We start from the raw sequence: 21,405 nt of genomic DNA on the forward strand, positions 1-21,405 counted from the left end.
CTATGACAACGATACTCCTTTCCCTGATGCTCATGGCCGCAACCCCGGCACCATCGGCCGCCGAGCCGGTACGCTTGATCTTCGACACCGACCTCGGCAACGACGTCGACGACGCGATGGCAATGGGCCTGATCCACGCCTTGCAATCGCGGGGCAAGTGCGAACTCCTGGCTGTCACCCTCACGAAGGATCACGAACTGGCCGGTCCCTTTGCTGATGCGATCAATCACTTTTATGGACGCGGCTCGATTCCGATTGGCGTGGTCAGGGATGGTGTGACCCCCGAGCAAGGCAAGTTTCTCGGCCTGGCCGCCGAGCCAGACGAGTCGGGCGACGGGCTGCGTTACCCCCGATCCCTTCCCTCAGGTTCCGAGGCTCCCGAGGCGGTTTCCTTGCTCCGCAAGGTCCTGGCGGAACAACCTGACGGCTCAGTCGTGATTGCTCAGGTCGGCTTCTCGACGAACCTCGCCCGCCTGCTCGCCTCGGAACCGGATGACGTGTCCCCACACTCCGGCCGCGATCTGGTGGCGCAGAAGGTCCGCTTGCTCGAGGTGATGGCCGGGGCCTTCGCATCCATCGGCAACAACCCACGCTTTGGCGAGTACAACGTGGTTCAGGATCTTGAATCCGCCCGCACCCTCGCCCAAGACTGGCCCACGCCGATCATCTACAGCGGCTTCGAGATCGGCATCGCCATCCCGTACCCGGCCGCGAGCATCGAGAATGACTTCGGCTACGTGGATCACCACCCAATCCCCGAAGCTTATCAAGTCTACGAGCCGACCCCTCACGAGCGACCAACCTGGGACCTGACCAGTGTCCTGCACGCCGTCGAACCCGATCGAGGCTACTTCGACCTCTCTCCTCCCGGTCGGGTTGTCGTCGAGGACGACGGCCACACCCGCTTCGAGCCCGACCCGGATGGCCGCCATCGCTACCTGATCGTCACCCCCGAACAGGTGATTCGCATTCGCGAGGCCTTCGCCCAACTCGTGAGCCAGCCACCAGATCCCAGGAAAGACACTGCTTCAAAGAAGTAATTGGCCTGAACATCCGAGCAAAAAAAGGTGGATCGAAGTTCTGGTCATTCGATCCACCTTAAAGACGGTTCTCCCGTTTGTTCAACGGCGATTGAGGATCTGATTCGTCGAAACGAGTTCGTCACATCCTTGCTGGTGTTTCGCGACACGGTGACGAATGATGTACCCTCTCCAATCGTCAGCCCCTTCAGAACGCCTCAGCCAGGATTGGCGGCATCGGACTGTCGAGCGAATCGGAGATGGCGCGGAGAAGCTCTCCTTCCTCAACGGTGATCTGACCGTCGGAGCCGACGGCCGAGGCGCAGGCGCGAAGTACATCACGCTTCAATGGGGCACTGGCTTCGAGCAACAGATCGAGCGCCTTGCTCACCGCTTCGAGGCCGGATTCAGAGGCGGGTTCGACCCGGACCGAGTCCCAGCCGAGCGCCTGAACGCCGCTTTCGAAGGCTCGGCGTGCTTCGGCGCTGGCTTCGGGCTGACCGACGCGGGCGATGGCGGTCAGAAGCGTTCCGGTTGGATCGCTGATGCTCGCGGCCGACCTGTACCGAACGATCGGCGAGACCTTGCTGCCGAACTGAGGACCGAGGTGTCGCATCAAGAGCCGGAGCAGGGCGAACTCGTAGAGACTGACACGACGATCGGCCTCGATCAAGGCTCGCACGTCGCGCTGAAAGGCACGGTACTGATCGGGCGACAGTTGCCGGAGGGCCGGCAAGGCCAGCTCGACCAGGGGGAGGCGGGCCGTCAGCTCGACACCCTGGACCTCGGGCAAAACCGAACGCGTTTGCTCGGCGATCTTCGATCCGGCCGATCCGGCCAGGGCATGCAACTGACTGTCGAGGTGCTTCGGATCACGGTCGATCAGGAGACCATAAACGAGGACCCTTGCACTGTAGGGGTCATGCGTCAGGCGAGTGATCGGCTCAGGCAACGACTCCAGCAAGGCGGCGGCATACGCAAGGCGCTGGGGGTCGATCGTGCCGATCTTGGTGATGGCCTCGACCGGGTCGAACTTCATTCGGCCGGTCTCGGCCTTGCGAGGTTGTTGGGTTTTCTCGCGGTCAATCCGGGCGTGGCTCGGAGGAGCGAGCGAGACCTTGGAGAAATCGCCATCGAAGTTCGGGTCGATGCGTCGGATGCGGTCGGCCAGGGGAGGGTGTGTGGCCATCAGGCTGAGCCAGGCGCCGCCGATCCCCTCGCCAAAGAACATGTGAGCCGCTTCTCCTGCCTCAGGGTTTTGCAACCGAGAGCCCGACGAAATGGCCCCGATCTTCTTCAAGGCTCCGGCGATTCCCTCAGGATTCCGGGTGAATTGCACCGCCGAGGCATCGGCCAGGTATTCCCGCTGCCGAGAGACGGCCGACTGGATCAGTCGTCCAAAGAACACACCAACATATCCGATGACATAAAGCGCCAGTCCGATCAGGGGGAGGGGGTTCCCCCCCTTGCTGTCGCTCCGGGCCCGCAGGTTCGAGTACATGGTCGAGCGGAAGATGATCCAGCCGGTGATGCCGATCAGGAGGATGCCGAAGAGGACCCCCATGAGCCGGATATTCAGGCGCATGTCTCCATTGAGAATATGGCTGAATTCGTGTGCCATCACGCCTTGAAGCTCGTCTCGCGAGAGGGTCTGAATGCATCCTCGGGTCACACCGATCACGGCGTCGTTCGGGGTGTAACCGGCGGCGAAGGCGTTAATGGCCGGTTCCTGATCCATGAGGTAGACCGGCGGGACAGGCATGCCCGAGGCAATCGCCATTTCCTCGACGACATTCAGGACGCGACGCTCGTCGGGATTTCGTGTGTCAGGGTGGATCAGTCGTCCGCCGAGCAGCTCGGCCACCGTGTGGCCACCGCCGGAGAGCGAGGCAATCTTGAACAGGCTTCCCCCACCGACCAGGGCCGTCGTGCCCAGCGCGACCAGCCCGAAGAGCCCCGGATCCCAGAGCGCCGGCCCGGTGGCCGCCACTCCGACCCGATCCTCGGACGTACCGAGGAAGAAAAACGCGAGGACCAGGTAGATCGCCCCGATGATGGCGACGACGGCCAGGAGGAAGTAGATGACCAGCAACCCGGTCTTGCGCCGGGCGGTTTCTTGATGTTCAAAGAAATCCATGGGCGGTCCGGTCGGCTGCGATCCGAGGAAGAAGGGATGAGTGGAGCGTCGGGTTCTTGTGTCGCTCGGGTGTCATGCCCGTCTTGTGGGGGACATGACACCCGAGGATCGGGATCAGGAGAAGGAGACGCGAGGGGCTTCGCGTTCTTTCGGCGATTCGATCTCGAAGAACTGAGCAGGCCCGAAGCCGAACATGCCGGCGAAAATGACGGCCGGGAAGACCTCTCGGGCGGTGTTGTAACTCATCACGGCATCATTATACGCTTGCCGGGAGAAGGCGACCTTGTTCTCGGTGCTGGTCAGCTCTTCCTGGAGCGCGAGCATATTCGTGTTCGCCTTCAGGTCGGGATAGGCTTCCGACAGCGCGAACAGGCGGCCCAGCACACCGGTGCCGGCAGAGGCGGAGCCGAGTTCGGCCTCGGCCGCACTCAGTCGCTTCATCGAATCGGGATCGCCGGGGTTGGCGGCCACCTGATTACTGGCCGAGACAGCGGCGTTGCGGGCCTGGATCACGGCTTCGAGCGTCTCGCGTTCATGGGTCATGTATCCCTTGACCGTCTCGACGAGGTTCGGGATCAGGTCGTACCTGCGCTTGAGCTGGACGTCGATCTGGCTATAGGCATTCTTGTATCGGTTTCGTAGCTGCACCAGCTTGTTGTAGGTGCCGATGGCCAGGAACACAAGGATGGCGACGATCACCCCGATGACGATCAGGATGATGGCCGTGCTTCCGAGGCCACCGGCCTCCTGGGCGAGAAGCAGACTCATGGGCGAGCGATCCTCCGGAGTAGGAGACGTGGATTGGTGACGGATCGTCCCGGAGTCGGGACGGGGGATGTCACGAGACTAACCGGTGTTCGTCCGCAAGTCTATTTTCTTGACAGGGATCCGACGGGAGCTTTCAGCCAGTTGCCACGTCTCTCACGAACAACGCCCGCCCCCACTGTCGAAGCGGGAGCGGGCGTTGAAGACTCGAATCGAAGGCGGGGGGGAGAATGGCGATCGGGCCGCGATCGCTCACTCGCGGCCCTGGAGCTTGGCCAGCAATCGGAGGATGCTGATGTAAAGCCAGACCAGGGTGACGAGCAGGCCGAATGCTCCGTACCACTCCATCGTCTTGGGGGCGCCGGACCGGGCCCCTTGTTCGATGAAGTCGAAGTCGAGCAGGAGGTTGAACGCGGCGATCCCCACGACGACCAGGCTGAAGCCGATGCCGATCATGCCGGAACCGTGGATCATCGGCACCGCCACGCCGAAGAAGCTCAGCACGAAGCTGACCAGATAGACCAGGAAGACGGCCCCGGTCGCAGCGACAATCCCCATGCGGAGCTTGTCCGTCACCGGGATAATGCGCGAGGTGTAGAGCGCGAGCATCACCAGCAGGACGGCCAGGGTCAGGGCCATCGCGTTGAAGGCGATGCCCGGATACATGGAGTTGAAATACCAGGACACGCCACCGAGGAACGCACCCTGCGCCGCGGCGTAGAGCGGGGCAGTGAAGGCGGCCCATTTCATGACGAAGACGGTGATCAACGCCAGGACCAAGCCGGCGATCACCCCGCCGAAGAGCCAGGGCGTGATGTCGGTGCCCGATTGCCCGAGCCCCCAGACGTAGGCGGCAACGGCCGTCAATATGGCCAGCAGCAGGAAGCACTTCGATGCCGTGCCCTGCACGGTCATCGCGTTGACGCGAGTCTCCTCGCGGGCCCAGTCACCAAAAACCGTTTCCGAGAAGACGGGATTGGACGTCTCCACCTTGGCGAGCCTCCGAGTCATTTGAGGAAAATAAAGGGGCGAACCGAGGCCGATCACCGGGTCAGTTCGCTCAGCGGTATTGTGGTCGTTTGACGGCGTCAGGGCAATTCAATTCGGGCGAGAATTGGACTGATCGAGCTGCTCCAGTACGCGCTGGATGCTCTGGCCCGAGGCGAACAGGCCGATTGCTCGCTCCTCTCCCCGGGTACTTTTGACCTCGATCCGGCCGACGCAGACGCCGAGCAATCGGCCGTCGCTGGAGTAGAGTCCGCCACCGGATCGCCCCTGGATCGGGGGGTGCTCGGTGATCACGAACAGTCGAGGGTCGCGAGGAGGGGCTCGACCCTGATCTTGAGACGGGGAGGTGAACGCCGAACCGCCCTCGTCGGCCAGATTCCGAGAGAGCAGGGCGGTTCCTCGGATCTTCGAGTCCCAGCTATTCAGGTCGCTGGCCTGGTCGATGCCGACGGAGGTCACGGGGAAGCCTTCCGGCAAGGGATCGGCCAGCGAGGCATCGAGGCGGGCCACATGAGGGAGTCTGGCCAGCCCTTCGACGAGTAAGACCGCCACGTCTGCGTCCAGGTCGGCCGCGACAATTGTGGCCGGGATGACCTTCGGCCACGAGCCGCCCAGCTTGCGCCCCTCGATGCCGAGATTGAAGCGGTGCAGCTCGATCGCCGCCTGACCAGGGCCGTCGATGACGTGAGCGGCAGTCAGAATCAAGGATCGCCCCTTGGCTGAGGCGATGATTGTGCCGCTGCCGCGTGAGTTCCCCTTCCGCACCATGACGGTGGGACGGAAAATCACATCATCGAGAGGACCGGGGAGATCCGCCGGGGTGATCGTCTGGGCTGCGATCCGACGGGTGCCTGCCTGAGCGGCCGCCGATCCCGGAACCGCCACCATGAGCAATCCGGACAGAACCGAAGCGACCAGCGTCACCAGGAATCCGCGTCGCGTCTCGACGATGCCCATTCTCTCCTCCGGCGCAGCATTCGGGGGGGATCGGCCGATGTATTCTAGGCCAAAGCGTGGCTCAGGGCGAACGATTCCGGGATGCTTTCTCTATGAGTGAGGTTCTGTCGCGACGCGCGGTTGCCTTCGACCGTCGGAAGATCTGGACCATGCCCGACCGGAAGTCTGGCCCCTGGCCGGCCCAGTCGGCGGTGATGGCTTCGAGCATCGGGTCGGAGCCCCAGGCAAGGACCACGTCGATCGCGGACCCGTACGTCTGCAGCAAGTCGCGCCAGAGCAAGGCCCGTCTGTCGAGGTCACCGGCATCGTCCAGAATGGCCACTTCCTCGAAGAGGTTTGAAGGCGGGGCGTCGATCTCCGATCGAACCTGGACGGGGAAGTAGTAGTGACGCGTTTCGTAGTTGCTCCAAAGGATGTTGTCGGAACCGAGGCCGAGCAGGCAGTCGGCATGCAGGACCGGGTTTGATCGGTAACGGCCCCGGATGTCGATCAGGAGGGTGCCGACCCGTGCTCCCGGTCCGATCTCGGGAGCTGCCTTCATGATTGGGCTGACCCGGCGGTCGGCCTCGATTGCGTAATCCCAGACGAATGCCGACTGCGACACCAGGGCCACGGTGATCAGAACCGTTGCCAGACGGACGGCGATGGAACGGAGGTCCAGATCGAGGGCCGGGACGAGACAGGCCAGGCCGAGCAACACGACGCGCTGGCTGAGAAAATAGCCGTGGTCGTCGCCGAAGCCGTCAGGACCGATCATGCCCCCCAGCAGCAGCAGAGCCGCAAGCACTGCCCAGGGCCTTCGGTCATTCATCAGGGTGGCTGTTTCGCCGGAACGCCATTGATTGAAATGGTTTCCGATCAGGATGGCCAGTCCGAGGCCAAGCCAAAAGCTCGGCGCGAGCAGCACGCACCATCGGCCTTGCAGCTCCGGCCAGAGGGGGACGAAATCGCGGCGGCCGAGGGTGATGGGATCGACCCAGGAAAGCCGCTTGACCCACACGACCGGCGACCAGAATGGGCCGGTTTGCTCCCAGGTTGGCTCAAAGGCTCCGCCTTCGGTCGCAAGCGATTTGTAGAGCAATGCCAGGGGGATGAGCGGAACACAACTCGCCAGGGTCCGGCCCATGCGAGTCTCTCGCTCCCGAGAGGTTCCAGGAGCCATCCCGGCCAGGACGACGAGGCCGCCGGCGGTGATCCCCAGGCTCACGAGGTGCCCGAGGTAGCCAAGGACCAGGAGTCCTCCGATCGCCGCGATCCGGCTGAGGATCAGTCGATCTCGCCAGCCCCACCAGATGCCCCAGGTGATGAGGGCCAAGGTTGCGCCAACGAGGAAGTTCGCAAACCCCATGAGCCAGGGCATGTTGATCGCGAGCACGACCGAGAGCAGCACTGCCGGACCCAGGCCCACACGGCCGGCCACTCGGACTCGAAGCCACACGATTGCCAGGGCGAATGCTGCGAAGGTGATCGTGGTCATGGCCCGATCGGCATCGCGAGGGGAGACGACCGTAAGCATCCCCATCAGCGTTAGGTGGCCGCCGAGATTCGGTAGAGGGCGCCATCGTGCCTCGAAGGCCGAGGCAAAGGGAGACTCCTCCCCAAGTCGCACCGATTCTCGCAGGATGTGGGCATTGTAGATATGTGCCGGGCCGTCCTGGGTGACGAAACCCGGTACCAACCAGATCGCGGACACCGCCGGAAAGACCGCGAGGCAGAACAGCCAGACCGAACGAAATAGAGGCCAGGGCGGAGTCGAGGGGGCTCGTCCGAGAGGCATCGGCATCATGGAAAGTTCAAGGCTCCCTGCCCGGACGTCCTTTGTCCGACTCCTGTTGCGTCGCGAGAGGTGTCAGTCAGTCCGTGAGTCTTACGGTTCGGTGAGCGGCCCGACCCCCGGGAGTCCTGGGATCAAGGTGGTGCCGTCCTGAATCGGGGGGCGGGCCGTTCTTCCTGAACCGTAGTCGGGACGAACGCCCAGTCAAGGGTGAGCAACCAGAGACGATCGCCCAGGAGGGTCATCCCCAGGGTGATCGATCGGAAGTCGGGGCGTAGCCGCTCATCGAATCATGCGGCAAGGTCCACTCGTCGGCTCGGACTCACCGATACCGGGCATCGTGGGCCCGGTCTAGCGATACCGATACAATACCACAGGAGTGAGGCCTCACCGGGGATTTTTCTTCAAGTCGATCGATCCCTGGTTTGAAGGAGCCGCCTGATCAGTAGAGGAGGATTGCGTCGACGTTGAGGGTGATCTGACTTCCCGAGCGTCCATCGTCGTAGGGCGTACCGGTCTGCGACCAGTCAAAACGGACCTCGGGCCGAATCCAGAACCATCGGCGAGGCTTGTAGTTCAGGCCGAGGGTCATCTCGTAGTACGTGTCCGAGCTGCTGCCGAAGATGACCCCGTCGTCATCCCGGAAAATCTCGGACCGCCAGACGGCAGTGAACTTTGGGTTGATTTCGTAAAGGAACCAGTTGGCGAAACCGTACCACTCGGTATTCTCGCGGGTGTTCCGGGCGCCGGTCTGCCGAGAGCCGGGGCCTCGCATCAAGGGGGTGTTTTCATCCACGACCCAGGCCACTTCCATCGCCTGGGTCAGCCGATCGGTCCACTCCCGCGTGAGAACAAAAGAGGCGTAGAACCGGTTGCTTCGGGAGTAACCGAAATTGGTGAGCCCGGCGACCTCGGAAGACGTCCGCACGCCGACCGGTAAGAAGGTGGAATTGGCCGACGGGAAGAAGGGCAACTGGTTGGGGCCAACCACCATGAAGCCGGAGAATCGCGTCCGTCCATCGGCCGAATCGCGGGTCACTCCGGCGATGGTGTTCCAGACATAATTGGCGTTGAGAAAGCGATCCCAGCCATTGACGGTTCCGAGGTAGAGATCGGTTCGCTCATTCAGGTGCTGGATGCCAAGCACACCGAAAAACGTGAACGGTGTGAAGGTCATCAGGTTGGTGACCGAAAAGAGCGGACGATCGATCGCCTGAACCCCCTCGAACCCGGCTGGGCTGTACCAGCGGCCTCCTCGAATGTCGAGCCCCCCCTCGGTGAACACCGGGAGGTGAAGCTCAGCGAAGAACTGAGGGATGTCGATCCCGGAAAACTGGCCAACGTCAAAAGCCTCGTCGGCGAAGCCGTAGGACTTCGAGAAGATCCAGTCGTTGCCGAGAAAACTATCGACCCGGAAGCCAAGATCAGTCCGCCCTTGCGAGCGAATCGGCTTCTCCACGATCAGGTAATATTGATTCCCTTGCCATTGATTGGCCTGGTAATTCGGGAACTCGCCGAAATTGATGCGATCGGGCGGGTTTGCCGGGTTTCCGGAAAAACTGTTTTGGAACCAGCCTCGGAAGGAGATCGACATCTCGTCCAGTCCAAGGAGATCCTGGAGAAACGGCGGGCCAGGAGCCTCGACCGTTTCGGCTCTCGGTAGCACCTGGTCGATCGTCGGCAATTCCGTGAGCTGGTTGAGCATCGTGCCGAGAAGGCCTGACCCTTCACGCTCCCCGTCACCCTCAGACTGGTCTCCCTCATCCTGCGTTCGCAACAGGCGTGCATCATTCGGTGCCGATGCGAACGACCCAGGTAACGGTGGTAAGGAGGAACTTCCGATGAGTGGCCGGTCGATCGGTTCGAGTCCCCGACGTACTGGCCGAGTGATCGGTGGCTGCGGAGCCTGATTTCTCGATGGTGTTCCAAGGTGTTCAGACAGCGAGATCAACGAGCGCGAGTCAGATGGGTCCGGGACTTGTGTCTGCTGTGCGCGCACGACCTCCGTCGAAAGTCCGAGGAAAACCACAAGCCAGGAGCACCACTGCCCGATCGTTCTGAACTCGTTGTGAATTCGAATCCAGGCCGCGGATCGCGCTCCACCCCGTAGCTCACTCGGGGAGCACCCCATCGTTGAGCTTGAACGTGACTTGGCCAATCGCCCTCCATTCCTCTTGAAGTGCTGCATCGACGCTCCCCAGGCGGCAACTTCAGCAAAAGCGGCCCGATCAGCACGCTCGGACATGATGTCTACTGTTGTGATCGGCGGAATGCGGATCGTCAGAGGCAATGAAGGGACGTGATCCAGGAACGGTTCTCGTCTCGACGGCTGGCAGCATGGCGGTAAGATACGGTTCGCCGGGCGAATCAGGCGTCGGCAGGATCAAGGAAGAGAGGGGCGAGGCGATGGGGAATTTTCGCCAGCACGTCGGATTCGCCAGCTTCCTCGGGATGCTGTATGCCTGGGGAGGCGCGGTGGTGATGGGCGTCCACTGGATGTATGGATCGGTGGCCGCCTTGCTGGCAACGATTGGCGGGTTATTGCCTGACCTCGACTCGGATAGCTCGATTCAGTTGCGCGGCTTCAGCGGGTTGCTGGGTGTCCTGGCCGCCGTGGCAGTCTGGCAAGATATTGACAACCTGCAATTCGTCTTACCCTTCGAGCTGCACCTGTGGGCGGCCATCGTGACGTATGTGATGGTGCGTCATGGATTGCGGCGGACGCTCGCGCGGCTGACGGTGCATCGGGGTATGTCGCATAGCATTCCGGCCGCCTTGATCTGGGGAGCGGTGACGTACATTGGCTATCCTTCGGAGTCGCATCTGTTGCGCGTGGTGATGGCCGGGGCGGTGATCCTCGGGTTTCTCTCGCATCTTCTCCTGGATGAATGGTGCAGCGTCGATCTGGTCGGAAGACGGGTCAACAAGGCGTTTGGTACGGCCCTGAAGTTCACCTCGAAGTCGGTCAGCGCGACGATTGTCACCTACGTGATCCTGGCATTGGTTGGATGGTGGGTTATGAGTCTCTGGCCCGCCGACCCCTTTTCGGGAGGGTTTCCGAAGCCCGAGATCCGAGGTCTGGAGGCGTTTGAGACCCATTCGGAGTACTTGTGGGATTAAGCCCAACAGCATCGCTCGATCTACCTCGTCAGTCGATTGGACCGGGCCCCTCTGAGACCGCCATTAACGTGACGGAGTCGCGATTGCGAGTTCGGCCGAAGACGGAGCGGCTTCGATCGGCGTCGATTCGGCCCACGGTCCCAGTCGACGGATCAGGCGAATCAGCGCCCGGAGTTCGGGACGGTCGGTCGACCATGCAAGGGCATGGTCCAGGTCGGATCGGGCAGCGGAGATCTGACCGGCTCGTAGGTGCATTTGAGCGCGAAGCAGCGAGAGAATCGGATCGTGGGGGTCTCGTGCGAGGGCTTCGGTCAGATCGGCGATTGCGGCATCGAGGTGGCCGATTGCAGCAAGCGCCAGTGCCCGGGAGCGATGCAAGCTCGCGTCGTCCCGGCCCAGGACTGAGGCCCGGTTCAGGTCGTTCAACGCATCGAGCGGGAGACCTGATTCGTAAAGCACTTGCCCCCTCAGGATCAATGACGCGAGATCGTTGGGGCGGAGTGACAGGGCCGTGTCGAGATCGGCAAGCGCGCCCGCCAGGTCCCCCGAGCGGTGCCGAATCCGAGCTCTGACCAGTCTCGGCATCGACGCATCCGGGGCGATCAGCGCGGCCTCGGAGGCGACAGCCTCGGCCTCCTCGGCGTCTCCTAAAGCCGCGAGCACGGTGGCCCGAGTGAGCATCCGAGGCACAGGAGACGCCTCGGCCGACGCCGGTGGCGAGGCAAGCGCATCGACCGCGTCGAGCAGATCGTCGACCAGGCCCTCGCCGGGCAGGAGATCGAGGACAGCCGGGTCATCAAGCCGAAGCGAAACGCCTGGACGGGTGGCGAGCAAGGCACGCAGGTGAAGACGGGACCGCGCGGGAGTTGGGGCGAGCGCCATGCTCTCGGCGAAATCCGTCAGCGCAGCGGCCGGTTGACCGGTTGCCAGGAGGCATCGGCCTCGAAATTCGAGCAACTCGGCCAGGGGATGACGATCGGGCCAAGACGAGTCTCCGATCGCCCGACTCTGAGATGCTCGGGTCTGGGCCACCAGGATTTCCGCGTCCGCCAGAGCGCTTTGGTGCTGTCCCAAGGCCAGCAAGAGCAACGCTCGGCCCAGACGGGCTTCGCGCTGGGTGGGTTCGTCGACCAGTAGGTCGCTGTAGGTCAAGAGGGCCAACTCCGGTCGCCCCTCCTCGGCGTCGAGCCGTGCCAGGTCCAGTCGGGCGGCCCGTTCGAAGCGAGTGCCCGAGGCGGTCGCAAGCGCCCCGAGGGCGGACTGCGTGCCGGCCGATCCCAGGCCGCTGGCCATGCCGGAGGTCCCCGAGGCGAGAAGCAATCCGGTTCCCAGACGGCCCAGAGACAGCCCGACCGGGGCATTGCCCACGAGTGACTCGAAGGCAGCTCGGGCTCCGGCGCGATCACCACGCTGAAGCAAGACCAGGCCGACGTTGAGCTCGATCCGGTCGCGCAACCGGTCGCGGTCGCCCGACGGAATCCGCGCCGTGGCGGCTCGAAGATCTCCCAGCGCCGCCGCGGTGTTTCCCGAGGCTCTCGCCGCCAGGGCGCGATTGAAGAGAGCCCAGGGAGTCGACGGATTCAGGGCAACCGCCGCGTCGGCGTGACGAAGCGCGTCGTTGATGCGACCCGATTCCAGGGCGAAGGTGGCCAGATAGAAGCGGGGCCAGTACGAATCGGGCCGTCCCCTGACGGCGGCTTCCAGCCAGGTGATCGCCCGAGAGGCATCAGCCGGCGCTCTGGTTCCCTGGTAGCGTGCTGCAGAGGCAATCCCCAGAAGAAATGCTGCTTCGGCCGATTGTCGAGCAAGCTCGATCGCTGACAGGGGGGTGTCGGAGGCGGGTTCAATGGGTGGCCTGAGGATTGCCAGTTCTCGGCAAAGGGCGTCCCAGGCGGCCCGTCGCGGATCGTTGGTCGGCATCGCCCGGACGGCGCGATCTCGCAGGTCAGCAATTTCCTCGGCAGTGGTTGCTCCCGCCGGCTCGGTCAGCCAGAGGTGAACCGCTCGAAGGAACAGCAGTTGGGGCACGGCTTCGAGTAACCGGCGACGGCGCTCCGGCTGCAGGCGGTCGAAGTCGTCGTTCGCGGCCCAATCCAAGTCCGAGAAGACCCCGAACGGCGTCAGGAGGCTCCGTAGCGCCTCGCCCGGTGGCCGCTCCGGCTCGACAAAGCCAAAGAGGCGATAGCGAAGCCACTCGGCCTCCTCGAAAAACTCGACCGTGTGCTGTTCGAGTTTATCGATGTGGATGGCCCAGAGGCGTTTTTCCTGGGCCTCCCACCAGATCTTCGCCAGCGAGGGATGCTTGGCGGCGGCCTGCATGGCGAAACCGTATCCCTGGATCGCAGCGTCGAGTTTGCCAGCTTGTTGTGACATCTCGGCCTGCTCGATGATCCGCCTGACCTCTCCCTGCGCGGCAACCCGGCGGACCCGGGCATCGTGGATGGTGGCCATCAAGATCGAACCGGCAATGACCGCCGGTGACGCGAGCAAAAACCGGAGCCGGTTGCGGCGTAACCACCGAAGCGATCGGCTGGGGATTGGCTCCGAGGCGTGCCGCAACGGACCATCGTTGGCAATCGCCTGCAGGTCGGCGGCTAGCTCCGCGGCGGATTGATAGCGACGATTCGGATCGGGCTCAAGGCTTCGGCGGATGACCGCCTCAAGCGCTGGGGAAACCGAGCGGCCTCCGCGACGAAGCGGAGGAGGGCCGGCACGCCGGTGTTCGGCGGTCTTCCAGAACGCTTCGGGAACCGATCTCGCCTTGCGGACGACCGGAAACGGTCGTGTGCCGGCAATAGCCTCGAATAGCACGACCCCGAGCGCGAAGACGTCGGCCCGAGCATCGACTCCCGCATCAATCCCCTCGGCCAGACCTTCGATATGCTCCGGGGCCATGTAGGCCAGTGTCCCGCCGAGCTTTGCCGAGTCGTCCTCCGCTTCGTCGAGCACCGGGCTCATGGCCAGGTTGAAGTCGAGGAGCATGGGCAAGCCGTCGCCGGTGACCAGCACGTTCGTCGGCTTCACGTCGCGGTGCAAGACCCCGCGGTCGTGAGCGTGCTGAAGTGCTTCGGCGAGTCGGGCGCCCCACCAGGCAATTGCTCCGGAGAAGGATCGGCCAGCCAGCGCTTTTCGGGCGGCAGTCGAGGTGCGTGGCCGATCGTCCTCGGGCGGCTCAATCCGGTCGAGCACCGCGAGCAGGTCGATTCCGGATCGCGCCGAGAGGGTGGCTGGATCGTTTAGCACGTCGGCCAGGGTCGTTCGGCCGAAGAAGGGCATGCAGAGCAGGTGCAACCCTGTCACCGGATCGACCCGGTAGCTGTGGACCGGAACGATATGAGTATGCTGCAACCGGGCCAAGGTTTGTGGCTCTCTTGAGCCGGTGGTAGCAACCTTCAAGGCGACCGGCCGATCCGCCAGCAACCGCTCGTGAGCCAGGTAGACGCGGGCGAACGACCCGCGGCCCAGCTCCTCGGCCAGGCGGAAGCCTCCGATCGTTTCGCCGGCCTCGGGAAACGCGACCGAATCGGCGTCTGCGGCTTCTGTGGACCGAGGACTTTGCGAGGGATTGAAGTTCGACCGCGTTGAGCTGACCATCGGCGAGGCCGAGCCGCCGATCAGGGCGTGGATGTCGAAGACGCGACGCAAGGCTGAGGCCAGTTCCGGAAACCGACGCTCGTAGTCGGCCGGATCGGGGCTCGATCCGGTTTCTTCGAGCAGGCAGAACTCCTCGTACAGGAGGGCGACGAGGGTCTGTTCATCGAGATCCGGGTAGCGGGAGCGGTAGTGCTCGACGCTGACGGCCTCTCCCTCGTCCCATCGCAGTCCCAGATCGGCCCGAAGCAGTGCGAGCCAGGCGCCGGGACGCTCGGCAGGATCGGCCGGCAGATACGAGACCGGATCGGGTCGGGCCTCCGGTGGAGACCGTCTCCAATCGTCTTCAAAGCGTTGAGCGAGCCGGGCGGCGGCGGGCGATGAGGCATCGTCCCAGGTCCGGCCGGAAGAGGTGGCCAGGTCCGACGGTCGGGTGGGCTCGATCATTCGTGTCGTGGGCGTGTCAAGGGTCCGTCCGTGGGGCCCGGCCGGGGCGTCGAGGGGTCTCGCTCGTGCTCGTGTTCGGCTCGGGAGGATTCCGATTCGCGCTCCAGGTCAAGGCGACGCTTGAGGTCCTCGATGACCCGTTGCACCGTCCGTTCGCTAATCCCGAGTCGATCACCCACGTCGCGGCTGGAAAGCCCCTGGGCCTTTAACTCAATAATCTCTTGCCGATCCTGCGGCATCAGGTCGCGAAGCCGAGACAGGGCCTCCCGAGCCTCGGCGACCTCGCTGGGAGAGTCGTCCCGTCCCGGAAGGTCCCTCGGCCGTTCACCGTCGACCCAGAGCGGCTCCTCCCGGTGCATGTCCTGCTTTTGACTGCCTGCGCGACGGTACTCGTCGATTACCTTGTTCTTCGCAGCCTTGGCCAGAAAGGCGACAAGGTGGCGGGAATCTTCGAAATCGGCCGGGCCGTCGTTGCCTCGCATCCGGCGGAAAAAGCTCCCCCAAACGCTCTGCATGAAGTCGAGTGAGTCGAACCGCGAGCGCAACAGCCTCGGCAGTTGGCGGCGGACGACCAAACGGACCTCGGCCTCGTACCGCCCAAGCAGTTCGCGGGCAGCGTCGTCGTCCCCGGCACGGATGCGATCGAGGAATCGGCGCAACTCCTGGCTGTCGTCTGACCTTAGGGCCGGACCGTCACTCGCCATTCTCGGGTCCTCCGATCCTTCTCCCCGGGGCCGACTCCATTCTCACCGTGGTGCCCCCAAGCCTAACCCGCTGCTCCCCCCTTTGGCAAGCGATCAGACGAACGCGAGGCAGATTCCCGAAATCTCTTTGCATCGGGTGTTCCGGGCGCGTAATACTCTTTCGAAATTCTTCCTATCAGGCCGTCCGGCGACACAAGGTACGTTCGAACGGCCTTCAAGGATCAGGCCCAATCCGCCCGAACCAGGTCCGGAGTCCGACAGATGCTGATGCAATCGCGACGCGGCTTTACGCTGATTGAGTTGCTGGTGGTCATTGCCATCATTGGTGTGCTGATCGCCTTGCTCCTACCCGCGGTGCAGGCGGCCCGCGAGGCGGCGCGTCGGGCGCAATGCGTCAACAACCTGAAGCAGCTCGGGATCGCTTTGCACAGTTATCATGGTGCGGTCGGTAGCTTCCCGATCGGCTACACCGTGTACGATGCCCCCTGGCCGGGTGATCCGACCGTGCCCGGCGGCCACGCCAAGTGGGGGGTGCTTGCGCACCTGACACCTTACCTTGAGCAATCCGCCGTCCACGACGCGATCAACTTCGACTTCCCGATCATCGGCGGGCCGAATCAGAATTACGCGACCTTCCCTGCGAACCTAACAGCTCTCTCGACCCGGGTGGGAATCTTCCACTGCCCGAGCGACGGCATCGACCGGCCGACCCCGCCGATTTACGGAACGAACTACGTCGCCACGGCCGGATCGGGCCTCGACGTTCCCGCCAACGGCTACCGTCAGATCGACGGTACCTTCTATATCAATTCCTCAACCAAGCTCGCCGACATTCGCGATGGTTCGAGCAACACGGCGGTGATGTCTGAGAGCCTCATCGGCCCTGGAGGACCGTATAACATCCCCGTGGCGAACATGGCCGAGGATCTTCGCCGCTACATCCGCCACGTCAACACCCTGACCGATGCCGCGTGCCGGGCCGCCGTCAACGTCCACCCCAACAAGCGAGGCAACTGGGCCGACGGTGACGCCAACGCCACCACCTATTCTCACTGGTACCCGCCCAACCCCCGCGAGCCGAGCTGTAACCGCCACTCTGTCGGCTGGAGCGAGGCCAGCAGCAACCACCCCGGCGGTGTCAACCTCCTGCTCGGTGACGGCTCCGTCCGGTTCATCAAAGATTCCATCTCCCCCGAAACCTGGCGAGCCCTCTCGACCCGAAAGGGAGGCGAGGTCATCAGCGCCGATCAGCTCTGATCGCCCGAGAAGAGCCGCTCGTGGAACCTCCGGAGTGCCTCCTCGGGCGACTCGAACCGCAGCGGCTCCGGCCCGGCCGAGTCAATCCAGCAGGCGGTGAAGGGAGAGGGGCCGTCGAGTGATCGGAAGCGGACGACCGGTCGGGATTGAAGCCAGTCGAGGGCTGTCTCGGTGTCGAGCAGGTCGTGCAAGACCTCGCGATGGGTCTCTTTCAGGAGCGGGTGATCGGGGCAAGCAGCCTGGACGAGGGGGTAGAGACGCTGGCTGACCCAGAGCAGGCCCCCGACCTTCGTCCGGCCCCCTTCGGGACGGCGGAGGACCATCAAGGCGGTCGAGGCGACATGCCGGAAGCGGCGGGCGGCGAGATCGCCCCGGTCGATCCCGGCGAGCACGTCCTCGGCGAAGCCTTCGGGGTCGAGCAGGGGGGGCAAATCGGCCGATTTCAGGGACGCCTCGATCGGCAGGCGGACCTGCCAGCCGAGGTCGGCGACGACCAGCCCGAGGTCACGCCCGAACCGTCGGCCGAGCCGCGCCGCGAAGGCCCGAGCCGCAGCCTCGCAGGCCGATCGGCCGAGGGGGGCGTGGACCGTGTAGCAGATGCCTTCCTCGTGCGGCGACTCCTCCACGAGCACCGAACCGGGCCGGGGGACTTCGCTCAGTTGCTCCTGCGCCGCGAACAGGTCTTCGAGCAGACCGATCGCCTCCGGTTCGAGTCGGTACTCCTCGACGAGCCAGGCCCGAAAGGCCGAAGTCCCTTCGTCAAGGAGGGTTGCGCCTCGATAACGAAACGAAGCCAAATCCGCGGCCAGCTCGGCCGAGAGTCCCTGTCGGTCGCTTGTCCAACGGGGGAGATCCGGTTCCCCGCCCGAGAATCGGGCATGCACGGTCAGGCCGTCGAGCCGGACAAACTCCAGAGCTCGACCGTCAAGAACGAACCGATCGCCGCGCTGGAGCCGCTCGGCATAGTTTCCTTCGAGCGTTCCGATCGGCTCGTCATCGACGAGTACCTTGACCGATTCCTCCGAGGTGATCGTCCCCACGTTCGCCCGGAACCAGCGGATAATCTTTGCGTTACGGACCCCGAACAGGCCCCCTTTCTTCCAGAAGCGGGGGGAGGTCCACTTGGGGGTCGCTCCCGGCTCGGGCTCCCAGGCCCCGGCGGGGGCGGCGAGTTCTCCGGCGAGGAAGAGAAGGCAAGCGTCGAAGTCAGCCCGGTTGAGATGCTCCATCGGCCCGGCCTTGCGAACGAGGGCGAACACCTCGTCGGCCGAGCACTCGCCGACGCAGGCCATGCCGATGAGCTGCTGGCAGAGCACGTCGAGCGGCGATTCGACCATCCTGAGCGGCTCGACGCGCCCCTCGCGGGCTGCCCGGGCTGTTACGGCGGCCCCGGCCAACTCGGCGGCGGTGGCGGCGAGCATCAGGCCCTTTGTTTGTGCTCCAACCCGGTGCCCGGCCCGGCCGACGCGCTGGAGGCATCGTGAGGCGCTCCCCGGCAGGCCGACCAGGACGGCAAGATCGGCCGAGCCGATATCGACCCCCAGTTCCAGGCTGGTGCTGGTCACGACCGCCCGGAGTTCTCCGGCCTTCAGGGCTGCCTCGACCGTCCGGCGGCGGTTGGCGTCGAGGGCCGAGTGGTGCGCCGCGACGGTCTCGGCCCCGAGGTCCGCCTTCAGGTCGTGGGTGATCCGCTCGGTGAAGGCCCGTGTGTTGGCGAAGACGATCGTCGTGCGGTTCGATTCCGTTTCGTCTCGCAGCCGCCGGAGGAGTCGTCGATAGGTCAGGCCACGGTGCGGCCCTTCGTCGCGGTTCAGCAGTGATTCGACCTCGATGATCGGGCCGGCCTTCCCATCAGGGCGGGGAGCCTCGATCACCCGACACGATCGGGTCGACCCGACCAGAAATCGGGCGACCGGGTCGGGTGGCCTGCAGGTGGCAGACAGGCCGATCCGGCCCGGGTCACGATCGGCCTGGGCCGCGAGGCGTTCGAGCGAAACGGTCAGGTCGGCCCCTCGCTTGGTTGGGACGAGCGAATGAACCTCATCGACGATCAGGTGCTCAACCGATCGCCAGAGCCGCCCCCAGGTTTTCTGGCTGAGCACCAGTGAAAGGCTTTCCGGGGTCGTGATCAAGAGGTGCGGCGGTTGCTCCCGGAGCTTCCGGCGGAAGTGGCTGGACGTGTCGCCCGTTCGGACGCCGATCGTCACCGGGCTGGTGTCGAGGCCGAGATCCTGGCGAATGGCGTCGAGTGGTTCCAGCAGGTTCCGCTCAATGTCATAACCGAGGCTCCGCAAGGGAGAGAGATAGACACATCGTAAGCCCGGCTCAAGGGTTCCGGCTTCGTACTGCTGGTAAAGCCGGTCGAGGATCGCCAGGAAGGCCGCCAACGTCTTGCCCGTGCCGGTGGGAGAGACAAGCAGCACGTTTTCCGCGGCGTTGATCACTGGCCAGGCCAGCGATTGGGCCGGAGTCGGCCCTCCCGGGAAGGTTCGGGCAAACCAGCGACGAACGGCGGTGGAACAGATCACGCTGTCGATCGATGCTGTTGAGAACGTTCGACGTGATCGAGCGGAGGAGGGGCGAGGGGTGCGGGCCATCCGGGCGTCGTCCGTCCGAAGGATCGACGCCAGGCGCGATCCCTCTGGGCCTTTGAGGTGTCTGGCAACACAAGCGGTACGGGTGTCCATTTTAATCAGAATTCAAACGATCGTCGAGCGAGCGTTTCCCTTACGGTGCCAGGCCCTCGCCCAGGCAAGGCCACCGGATCAGTTGCGTGGGAACGTCATGGAAAAGAAAGAAATCTGGGAATAACTGTCGGGGATGGGCTTCGAATTCCGTCCAAAAGAGAGCGAAGTACTCGTCGGACGAATCGTTGTGACTGACGACCAAGAGCCGGCGCCTGCTGGGTTTGGGCCGGACGATGATGCGGGGATGTCCGACCTTGCCGGCGGCAGGTCGAGCCGGAACACCAGGGATTGAGGAGACAGGACCGTGGTTCGAGCCGTCCGTCGTCGATTTCGAAAGGCTCGACCGGCTCGGTTGGAATGTCTCGAAGCGCGGGCGATGCTCGCGACGGGCCTCAGTCCGATCGATCCACTGAGCGAGGCCGAGCCAATCGCGCTCGCCGTTCCAAGCCAGACGATCACGCTCTGGGACTTGGAAACTCCAGACGTTGTTGTCGATCAGGAGCTGGACACGCCACCGGCTCTGTCTCGCGTGACCATGTCCTTTCCGTGGCGAGTCTCATCCTGGCTCAACTTCAACGAAAATCGGCCGGGCGATCGCATTCCGTTGCCGGAGAGCGATTTCCCGTTTGCGTTCGATCCGGAATCCGCGAAAGACCTGCTCTCGACACCGTCGATTCAGTGGGAAGGTGCGGTCGTTTCCGGAGAGGACGGTCATCTGTTTCGCCTGACGCTGGCTCCTGGATCCCGCGCCCTGAGCTTTTCCTACGCGGTGCGGTTCGAAGATCGTTTCGATGCCAGTGTTGCGGCCCTGCGTGTCTCCTTGCGGGATGCCGAGGGAGACCTGATTGATTTCTGGTGGCTTGATGCCTCGGCTGATCGACTCGATGTGCGGCTGCTCTCACTGGTTCCCACGGGGCAAACCACACTGTTCTTTGGGATTGAAGCGGTCGGCCCTCCTACTGTGTCGGACACGCCGATCTCGTACCTGCTCAATGTTCGTCAGGCTGATCCGCCACCGGTCAACTGGTTCCCTGGTTCGGGGCAAACTCAGGTTGAGTCGCCGGCGGTCGGAGACGAGTTCCTCAATCAGGAAGTCCCGCTGCTGGGAGAAGCGGCGCGATTCAGCCCGTCGATTCTCGTGAATCTCGACGCGAGGCAAGGAACCGAATTCGCGATGGCGGAGTTCGCTTCGGGGCGAGGAGCCACGATCGAACTCATCGCGGGCGAGTCGGGTCGATCCTCCGTTTTTGCGGGCGGCCTGGTCCGGCCTCTGCCGATGCAAGGCGCCTCGACCGTGGGCGGGTTTCTTGCCACAGGGCCCGAGATCCGCGGGGAGCAAGATGTCTCCGATCGATTACCTCGAATCGACGAATTCGCTGACACCCTGCTCATGGCTTCCGACCCTGTCACCGGTGGTTCGGGGGAGGGTGAGCAGATCGGTGGCCAGCAGATCGCCACACAGGTCGGCGATTCCGATGCCGAGGCTTCACTGGCAGACCTCTCTGCCCTTCCGATCGAGCTGGTTCCGGAGTCCGAAGGGCAGGGCCTTGCTCGAGTCGCCGGTTTCGGGGCCTTTCCCATGTTTGTGATGGGACTTCGGACCACTCGGGGGACCCCTTCGATCCTCACTCCCGACCAATTCCCGCTACCAATTCCCGATGACCTGGCTGCCCTGGTCGCCGCGATCGACCCACCCGCCCCGGTCAACTCCGAGCAAGAGGCGGAGCAATCACCTGAAGAAGAACCTGATCCGACACGACCTCGGGTCCTTCGTACCGCCTTGATCGGAGCTGCGGCGCTGGCCGTGGGGTTGCTCCTGCCCGACCTGGCCTCTGAGCGGACCTTGATTCGACTCCGACCGGCGCCCCGGGGTGCTCGTTGGTGGTTCTTCGGGTAATCTTCAACTCGCAAGGTTCGAGGGAGCCTCGGTCGCGATTCG

General features: G+C 63.8%; 13 protein-coding genes. 4 read left to right on the plus strand and 9 right to left on the minus strand.

Annotated elements, in window-relative coordinates; translation table 11 throughout:
* The first annotated feature begins 2 nt into the window (after positions 1 to 2).
* Positions 3 to 1,040, plus strand: a complete 1,038-nt coding sequence (locus HG800_RS05725) for a nucleoside hydrolase (RefSeq protein ID WP_169974709.1) — start codon at positions 3 to 5, stop codon at positions 1,038 to 1,040.
* Between the two features lie 187 nt (positions 1,041 to 1,227).
* Here the strand turns inward: HG800_RS05725 and HG800_RS05730 are convergent, their stop codons facing one another.
* The 6 genes from HG800_RS05730 to HG800_RS05755 form a co-directional block, all read right to left on the minus strand.
* The gene (locus tag HG800_RS05730; protein ID WP_169974711.1) at positions 1,228 to 3,156 is read right to left on the minus strand and encodes a M48 family metallopeptidase; all 1,929 of its coding nucleotides are present in this window, start codon (positions 3,154 to 3,156) and stop codon (positions 1,228 to 1,230) included.
* 114 nt (positions 3,157 to 3,270) lie between these two features.
* Positions 3,271 to 3,924, minus strand: coding sequence for a LemA family protein (locus HG800_RS05735; protein WP_169974714.1), 654 nt, complete (start codon positions 3,922 to 3,924; stop codon positions 3,271 to 3,273).
* A gap of 249 nt (positions 3,925 to 4,173) precedes the next feature.
* Positions 4,174 to 4,911, minus strand: a complete 738-nt coding sequence (locus tag HG800_RS05740) for a Bax inhibitor-1/YccA family protein (RefSeq protein ID WP_169974716.1) — start codon at positions 4,909 to 4,911, stop codon at positions 4,174 to 4,176.
* A 108-nt stretch (positions 4,912 to 5,019) separates the two neighbouring features.
* The gene (locus tag HG800_RS05745) at positions 5,020 to 5,886 is read right to left on the minus strand and encodes a S1 family peptidase (RefSeq protein WP_169974718.1); all 867 of its coding nucleotides are present in this window, start codon (positions 5,884 to 5,886) and stop codon (positions 5,020 to 5,022) included.
* A gap of 61 nt (positions 5,887 to 5,947) precedes the next feature.
* Positions 5,948 to 7,672, minus strand: coding sequence for a hypothetical protein (locus tag HG800_RS05750; protein ID WP_169974720.1), 1,725 nt, complete (start codon positions 7,670 to 7,672; stop codon positions 5,948 to 5,950).
* 430 nt (positions 7,673 to 8,102) lie between these two features.
* The gene (locus HG800_RS05755; protein WP_169974722.1) at positions 8,103 to 9,437 is read right to left on the minus strand and encodes an outer membrane beta-barrel protein; all 1,335 of its coding nucleotides are present in this window, start codon (positions 9,435 to 9,437) and stop codon (positions 8,103 to 8,105) included.
* Positions 9,438 to 10,066: 629 nt separating this feature from the next.
* On the opposite strand from HG800_RS05755, the gene HG800_RS05760 reads away from it, so the two are divergent.
* Positions 10,067 to 10,780: a metal-dependent hydrolase gene (locus HG800_RS05760; RefSeq protein WP_169974724.1), complete on the plus strand. Its 714-nt coding sequence runs from the start codon at positions 10,067 to 10,069 to the stop codon at positions 10,778 to 10,780.
* A gap of 63 nt (positions 10,781 to 10,843) precedes the next feature.
* On the opposite strand, the gene HG800_RS05765 is transcribed toward HG800_RS05760, so the two are convergent.
* Both HG800_RS05765 and HG800_RS05770 read right to left on the minus strand, forming a co-directional pair.
* On the minus strand, positions 10,844 to 14,818 hold the full coding sequence (locus HG800_RS05765) for a protein kinase domain-containing protein (protein ID WP_169974726.1): 3,975 nt from the start codon (positions 14,816 to 14,818) through the stop codon (positions 10,844 to 10,846).
* Positions 14,815 to 15,522, minus strand: coding sequence for an RNA polymerase sigma factor (locus HG800_RS05770; RefSeq protein ID WP_169974728.1), 708 nt, complete (start codon positions 15,520 to 15,522; stop codon positions 14,815 to 14,817). The genes HG800_RS05765 and HG800_RS05770 overlap by 4 nt, the downstream gene beginning before the upstream one ends.
* A 261-nt stretch (positions 15,523 to 15,783) precedes the next feature.
* Here HG800_RS05770 and HG800_RS05775 point away from each other — a divergent pair, with 261 nt between their 5' ends.
* Complete coding sequence (locus HG800_RS05775; RefSeq protein WP_169974730.1) at positions 15,784 to 16,779, plus strand: DUF1559 domain-containing protein; 996 nt, start codon at positions 15,784 to 15,786, stop codon at positions 16,777 to 16,779.
* On the opposite strand, the gene HG800_RS05780 is transcribed toward HG800_RS05775, so the two are convergent.
* Positions 16,770 to 19,307, minus strand: a complete 2,538-nt coding sequence (locus HG800_RS05780) for a DEAD/DEAH box helicase (RefSeq protein WP_315851977.1) — start codon at positions 19,305 to 19,307, stop codon at positions 16,770 to 16,772. The two genes, HG800_RS05775 and HG800_RS05780, sit on opposite strands and share 10 nt — an antisense overlap.
* A 463-nt stretch (positions 19,308 to 19,770) precedes the next feature.
* Between HG800_RS05780 and HG800_RS05785 the strand changes: the two genes are divergently transcribed.
* Positions 19,771 to 21,363 (plus strand): hypothetical protein, encoded by a 1,593-nt coding sequence (locus HG800_RS05785; RefSeq protein WP_169974734.1) that lies wholly within the window; start codon positions 19,771 to 19,773, stop codon positions 21,361 to 21,363.
* Positions 21,364 to 21,405 lie beyond the last annotated feature (42 nt).

It is taken from the genome of Tautonia rosea (assembly GCF_012958305.1).
Taxonomy (GTDB): Bacteria; Planctomycetota; Planctomycetia; order Isosphaerales; family Isosphaeraceae; genus Tautonia; species Tautonia rosea.

Coding starts and splice junctions, on each gene's coding strand:
- HG800_RS05765 (WP_169974726.1), bottom strand. CDS start 14,818: ATGATCGAGCCCACCCGACCGTCGGACCTGGCCACCTCTTCCGGCCGG.
- HG800_RS05730 (WP_169974711.1), bottom strand. CDS start 3,156: ATGGATTTCTTTGAACATCAAGAAACCGCCCGGCGCAAGACCGGGTTG.
- HG800_RS05760 (WP_169974724.1), top strand. CDS start 10,067: ATGGGGAATTTTCGCCAGCACGTCGGATTCGCCAGCTTCCTCGGGATG.
- HG800_RS05745 (WP_169974718.1), bottom strand. CDS start 5,886: ATGGGCATCGTCGAGACGCGACGCGGATTCCTGGTGACGCTGGTCGCT.
- HG800_RS05725 (WP_169974709.1), top strand. CDS start 3: ATGACAACGATACTCCTTTCCCTGATGCTCATGGCCGCAACCCCGGCA.
- HG800_RS05750 (WP_169974720.1), bottom strand. CDS start 7,672: ATGATGCCGATGCCTCTCGGACGAGCCCCCTCGACTCCGCCCTGGCCT.
- HG800_RS05735 (WP_169974714.1), bottom strand. CDS start 3,924: ATGAGTCTGCTTCTCGCCCAGGAGGCCGGTGGCCTCGGAAGCACGGCC.
- HG800_RS05770 (WP_169974728.1), bottom strand. CDS start 15,522: ATGGCGAGTGACGGTCCGGCCCTAAGGTCAGACGACAGCCAGGAGTTG.
- HG800_RS05775 (WP_169974730.1), top strand. CDS start 15,784: ATGCTGATGCAATCGCGACGCGGCTTTACGCTGATTGAGTTGCTGGTG.